The sequence below is a fragment of the Rhodococcus sp. R1101 genome, from assembly GCF_000278445.1.
Lineage (GTDB): Bacteria > Actinomycetota > Actinomycetes > Mycobacteriales > Mycobacteriaceae > Rhodococcus > Rhodococcus gordoniae.
Genome location: NZ_AJVB01000216.1, coordinates 1 through 6378, shown reverse-complemented (window position 1 = coordinate 6378; position 6378 = coordinate 1). Strand labels below are relative to the sequence as shown.

General features: G+C 66.3%; 4 protein-coding genes. 3 read left to right on the top strand and 1 reads right to left on the bottom strand.

The genetic code is table 11. The features are described from left to right. Window positions 1-92 precede the first annotated feature (92 nt). Window positions 93-1757, bottom strand: coding sequence for a class I adenylate-forming enzyme family protein (locus R1101_RS0114045; RefSeq protein ID WP_026003266.1), 1665 nt, complete (start codon window positions 1755-1757; stop codon window positions 93-95). A 276-nt stretch (window positions 1758-2033) separates the two neighbouring features. Here R1101_RS0114045 and R1101_RS0114040 point away from each other — a divergent pair, with 276 nt between their 5' ends. The 3 genes from R1101_RS0114040 to R1101_RS0114030 all read left to right on the top strand — a co-directional run. Further along, the gene (locus tag R1101_RS0114040; protein WP_016934046.1) at window positions 2034-3431 is read left to right on the top strand and encodes an ABC transporter substrate-binding protein; all 1398 of its coding nucleotides are present in this window, start codon (window positions 2034-2036) and stop codon (window positions 3429-3431) included. 63 nt (window positions 3432-3494) lie between these two features. Then, the gene (locus R1101_RS0114035) at window positions 3495-5765 is read left to right on the top strand and encodes an ABC transporter permease (RefSeq protein ID WP_016934045.1); all 2271 of its coding nucleotides are present in this window, start codon (window positions 3495-3497) and stop codon (window positions 5763-5765) included. Next, window positions 5758-6378, top strand: a 621-nt coding sequence (locus R1101_RS0114030) for an ABC transporter ATP-binding protein (protein ID WP_026003264.1), incomplete at its 3' end; no start/stop codon positions are given. The genes R1101_RS0114035 and R1101_RS0114030, both read left to right, overlap by 8 nt.

Below are 6378 nucleotides of genomic sequence, written 5' to 3'. Positions count from 1 at the left end.
GGACAGTGAGTGGATTCGCGCGGTGTGCCGCGCGAATGCCACTGCACTGTTCGGGCTCGACGGCTGAGTGCGCGGGGCGGTGCCCCGCGCACTCAGACGGAGATCGCGCGCCGGAGGATCTTGCCGGTCGCGTTGCGCGGGAGCAGATCCTGCGTGATCCGCCAGACGGTCGGGACCTTGTAGTAGGCCAACTGCTCGGCACAGAAGGACCGCAGCTCGTCCTCGCCGACGGTGCTGGTGGACCGCAGCACCACCACAGCTGCGACCTCCTGACCCAGATCGTCGTGTTCGACGCCGATCACGGCGCATTCCACGACGTCGGGATGTTCGTCGAGGCGCTGTTCGATCTCCGTCGGGTATACGTTCTCCCCGCCGCGCAGGATCAGATCGGACCGTCGCCCGGTCAACCGCAGGCGGCCGTTCTCGACCGTGCCGTAATCCCCGGTGCGCAACCATCCGTCGGCGGTGATCGCGGCTGCGGTCGCGTCCGGGTCCTCCCAGTAGCCGAGCATCACGTAGGGGCTGCGGACGCACACCTCACCTTCGGTGCCGTCGGGTACCCGCTCACCGAACGGATCACGGATCTCCAGGCTCACCGTGATGATCGGGTTGCCGAGCGTGCCGGGGAACGCCTCGAGTTCGGGAGCCGTAGCCACGGCGATGGCCGTGCTGCATTCGGTCAGTCCGTAACTGTCCACCAGCGCCTGCTCCGCGAAGGGGAACTTCTCGCGCAACCGCTGCTTCAGCGCGGGGGAGGACGGAGCCGACGCGAGCGCGAACGCCGTGAGCGAGGACAGGTCGTACCTGTCGGGGTTCTCGTGCTCGAGCATGCGCGCGGCCATGGTCGGCACAGCGCCCCAGTTGGTCACCTTCTCCCGCTCGATGAGGGTGAACACCTTGTCGACGTCGAATGCGCCTTCGGTCATGACGACGGCACTGCCCGTCGCCAGTCGCGGCACCGCCAGATTGTGCAGGCTCGCGATGTGGAACAGCGGCGAGACCAGCAGGTACCGGCTCTCGCTGGGTACCGAGTCGTCGTAGGGGCGCTGGTACATCCCCGCGACCAGCGCGTCCGAAAAACGGTGGTAGTCGACCACGGCGAGGACGTTGCGATGCGAATGCAGGGCACCCTTCGGGCGCCCGCTCGTCCCGCTGGTGAACAGGATGACCGCCGGATCGTCCTCGTCCACGTCGGTGGACGGCAGTTCCGAGCCGGCCTTCTCGGACACGATCCGCGGCACGTCCTGCTCGATGGTGAGCAGCTCGTAGCCGGAGGCGTCGGCCGCGGTGAGAAGCTGGGCGCGCTTGGCGTCGGCGACGATCACCTTCGGCCCGGTGAGATCCACCCCGTAGGCGATCTCGGCCGGAGTCCACCACGAGTTGAGTCCCACCGCGATCGCGCCGAGGCACTGGGCGGCCCAGAAGGTGACGATCCATTCGGGCGAATTGGCGGCCAGGACGGCGACACGATCACCCTTGCGCACGCCGTAGTCGTCACGCAGTGCGGTGGCCAGTGCGGCGACCGCATCGGCGTGTTCGGTGAACGAGATCCGGCGATCGGCGGTGACGAGGTAGTCGCGATCGCCCCACCGCCGGGATTCGGCGACGAGGTCGCCGATCCGTCTGCCGCGGTTGCGCATCACCTGCATGCGGTTACCGCGTACGTCCTCGTCCACGAGCTCGAATCGGCCGCCGGGGCCGGTGAGTCGAAGAACGACATTCTGCAGCATCTGCTGCAGATCCGCTGGTGCTGTCAAGGATCTGCCTTTCTGGGGGTCCCGCACGTATCGGTCGCGCAGCAGGGTATACGCCGGAGCGCGGGCATCTGTGCGGGTGACCGAGTGCACCGATCGTACGTGCTGTGTCGACTGTCACAAATCCGTCTCGGTGAGTGGGAGTGGTCCAGGTCTCACTCGGTGAGGTGGCTACCTTCGCGGCACCCGGCCTACAGTCCGGCGCCCCCTCATCGCGCCTCGGCCCAGACCGAGACGAAGGAGTACATCGTCGTGAAACTCAGTGCTGCATCGAAATCGATGGCGGGCCTGTTCGCCATCGTAGTGGCGACGTCCGCGTGTGCGTCGGACCGCGGTGCCGACCCGTCGGCCGGCGCGCTCGCTCCGGCAGGGGCCGGCGCCGCCGTGGCCGGCCAGTCGGCCGAGGCGTCGTTCGGAACGCTCGCCTCCCCCTGCGGTCCCGGGGAGGCGTCGGGGAACACCGATCAGGGGGTCAGCGACACCGAGATCCGCATCGGCTACGGCGACGATCGCGGTTTCGTCAAGAGTGCCGGCCTGAACAAGGAGATGGGTGACGCCGTCACCGCCATGATCGACTGGTGCAACGCGCAGGGCGGCATCAACGGCCGCACGATCGTCGGCACCAACTACGACGCCGCGATGACGCAGGCCAACGCCGTGATGCAGGACGCGTGTGCGAACCAGTTCATGATGGTCGGGCACGGCTTCGCCATGGATCAGACCTCCGAGCAGACCCGGGTCGCGTGCAATCTCGCCGCGGTTCCCGCCTTCACCGTGTCTCCCGATGCGGCCAACGGCCCGATGACCTATCAGGGCGTCCCGTTCCCGGTCGACTATGCGAACGGCTCGCAGTGGTTCCAGATCGCCGAGATGTACCCCGAGCTGCTCGGCGAGTTCGACGTCATCGACAGCACGATGCCCACGATCATCTCGGCCAGCACCAAGATCCGGTCCATCGCCAAGGCTGCCGGCTTCACGCTCAAGAACTGCGGTGTCACCCTCAACTACGAAGGGGAGTCGAGCTACGCGCCCTTCGCCGAGAAGTTCAAGCAGTGCGGCGTCAAGGGCCTGTGGACCTCGCGTTCTCCGGTTCCGGCCGAGTTCAACTTCGTGAAGGCACTCGACCAGGCCGGCATCGATCCGATCCTGCTCGGAGAGGCCACCTGGTACGGCAACGCGGCCCAGGCCTGGAACGGTGAGAACGGCCTGCTCGACAATCTCCATGCCGGCATGACCTTCCAGATGATCGAGAACGCCGATGCCGTACCGGCCGTGAAGAAGTACGTCGAGCTCGTCACGAAGCAGAACGGCAAGACCGCGCTGCTCGGCATGCAGGCCACCTCCTCGTTCCTGCTGTGGGCGACCGCCGCGGACGCGTGCGGATCGGATCTGACCCGTCAGTGTGTCGTCGACGAACTCTCCCAGATCCACGAATGGGACGGCGGCGGGTTGCACGCGGTCACCGATCCCGGCAACAACATGCCCGCGACCTGCGGTCTCGTCGTGAAGCTCGAAGGCGCCGAGTACACCCAGGCGTTCCCGGCGGAGGCAGGCACCTTCAAGTGCGACGACCGCTACAGTGTCGCGACCGATCCCAGCACCTGGGGCACCGAGCTGGGGCCCGACCGCATCGCGACGAAATACCTGAATCCCAACGTCATTCGACCGACCGTCTGATCCGCGGGCCGGTGCCGGCGGACGTGACACACGTCCGCCGGCACCCCGACCAGAGGTACTCGCATGGACACCTTTCTGACCTTCACGATCGTGGGGTTGGTGCTCGGATCGGTTTACGCGATCGCTGCATCGGGCCTCGTTCTCACCTACAACACGTCCGGCATCTTCAACTTCGCGCACGGCGCGCAGGCGATGCTCGGGGCGTTCGTCTACTGGCAACTGCGCTACGGCTGGGGCCTGCCCACGCCGGTCGCGTTGCTCATCGTCCTCGGCGTGCTCGGCCCGCTGACGGGTCTGTTGCTCTACGTCGTGATCATGCGTGGCATGCGCGACACCGCCGAGGTCACCAAGATCGTGGTCACGGTGTCGATCCTGCTCGGCATGCTCTCGATCTCGCACTGGTTCTGGCATCCCGAGACCGCCCGCACCATGTCCATGTTCTTCGGCGACCAGGCGAAGATCGAACTGTTCGGCGTCGCCGTCCGCTACCACGAGCTGATCTGCATCGCGGCCGCCGTGCTCATCGCCGTCGGGCTGCGCGTGATGTTCGTCCGCACACGCGCCGGTGTCGCGATGCGGGCCGTGGTCGACGATCCCGACCTGCTGCGTCTGAACGGACACGACCCCGACCGGCTTGCGGCGCTGTCCTGGATGATGGGTTCGACCCTCGCGGTGCTCGCCGGTATCCTCGTGACACCGATCAGCGGTGGCACCCTCGAAGCGAACATGCTGACGTTGCTCGTCATCGACGCGTTCGCGGCAGCGATGTTCGGCCGGTTGCGCAGCATCCCGCGCACCTTCGCCGGCGCTCTGTTCCTCGGCCTGGCCGCCACCTACGTGCTGGCCTATTTCCCGACCGCGTGGACGTGGACGTCGAACCTGCGCGTCTCGCTACCGATGATCGCGCTGTTCGTCGTTCTCATCGTGCTGCCCCAGGATCGGTTGCGCGGTGCCGTGACCCGCACCCGTGAGCGGTACCACGTGCCGTCGGTGCGCAAGGCGATCGCCTGGGCGGTGGCCCTCGTCGTCATCGTCTACGCCGTCCGATTGCTGATGGTGACGTCGGCGATCACGACCCTGACGATCGGCATGACCTTCGCGATCATCGCGTTGTCGCTGACCCTCCTGACCGGCTACGCGGGCGAGATGAACCTTGCGCCGGTGTCGTTCGGGGCGATCGCGACGATCGTGGCATTCCACTTCGGTATCTCCGGAACCGGATTGGCCGCCCACCTGAACGTGTGGGGCGTGGCGCTCGGCGTCGCCGTCACCGCCGTCATCGGTGGACTCATCGCGCTGCCGGCGCTGCGGCTGCGCGGCCTGTATCTTGCTCTGGCCACGATGGCGTTCGGGGTGTTCCTGTCGAACATGGTGCTGCGCGACACCACCCGGCACGAGTTGTTCGGTGTCGAGTTCTCGCTGTTCACCGACGGGAACATCGCGATCCCACCGCTGAAGGTCGGGCCGCTGGACCTGCGGAACGAGACGACCTTCCTCATGACGATGACGGTGCTCTTCGCTGTTCTCGGCGTGGGCGTGATCGCGTTGCGTAACAGCGGCTACGGGCGCCGACTCGCGGCGATGAAGGACAGTCCCGCGGCGGCCGCGATGCTCGGCCAGAGCCTGGTGCGTCTCAAGTTCGGCGTGTTCACCCTGTCGGCGGGTATCGCCGGGCTGGGTGGGTTGTTCATGTCGAGCGCGATGGGTTCGGTGTCGAACGAGAGCTTCTCGATCATGGTGAGCCTGTCGGTGCTGATGCTCACCGTCGTGGCCGGCATCGGATACGTCTCCGGCGCGCTGTTCGGTGGTCTGATGTCGGGTATCGGTTTCGCCGTCATCATGGTGTCGTTCTCGAATCTTGCTGCAGAACAACCGGAACTGGCCGGAATGTGGACGTTCCTCGGGAACGTCGCCGCAGTGAGCCCCGCCCTCATCGGTATCGGGGTCGCAGCCAACCCGAGCGGCAGTGTCCATCAGATGGTCGAGGGTTACCGCGGACTGAGGAACGCAAAACCCGTACTGGTCGGTGGAGCTGCGGTCGTGCTCGTGTCCTACCTGCTCGCGTTGACCGGCGTCCTCGACAACTGGTGGTTCGCGTCGATCACGATCGTGACGGTGTTCATGCTGCCGGTGATGGGGCAGTGGCTGATGCCCGAAGCGGTACTCGGTGCCGAGGAAGCGCAGCGGCGCGCGCCGCTGATCCCCGAGCGGATCGGCGTCGACGAACCCTACGGTGCGCAGGCACGGGACGAGATCGATCGTGAACTCGGCATCGACGAGTACCTGTCGGCTCGTCCCACCGGGACGGAGAAGGAACTGATTTCCCATGGCTGAGACATCGATTCTGGAAACACGGGGTGTCACCGTGCGATTCGGAGGTCACGTCGCCGTCAAGGACGTGAGCATCGGAATCGCACCGGGAACCGTGACAGGGCTGATCGGGCCCAACGGGGCCGGGAAGACGACACTGTTCAACACGATCACCGGTTTGCAGCGGCCGACGGCCGGCAAGGTTTTCCTCGACGGCCGCGACATCACGTCGCTGCCGCCCTACAAGAGGGCCCGCATGGGCATGGCCCGCACGTTCCAGCGCCTCGAATTGTTCGTATCGCTGTCCGTGCGGGACAACCTCCGGGTGGCGGGTGACATCCACAACGCCAACGGCCACAACAAGGTCGATGTGGACGAGGAAGCCGACCGCCTGCTCGAACTGACCGGCCTGACCGATATCGCGGGGACCGACGTCTCGGACGTGCCCACCGGCCGCGCGCGCGTGGTGGAGGTGGCGCGGGCGCTGATGACATCGCCGCGCGTGCTGCTGCTCGACGAGCCCGCCTCCGGGCAGACCGAGCAGGAAACCGAGGCGTTCGCCGCACTGCTCGGCGATCTCGCGCAGGACGGCCTCGCGATATGCCTTGTCGAGCACGATATTCCGTTGGTGATGAAG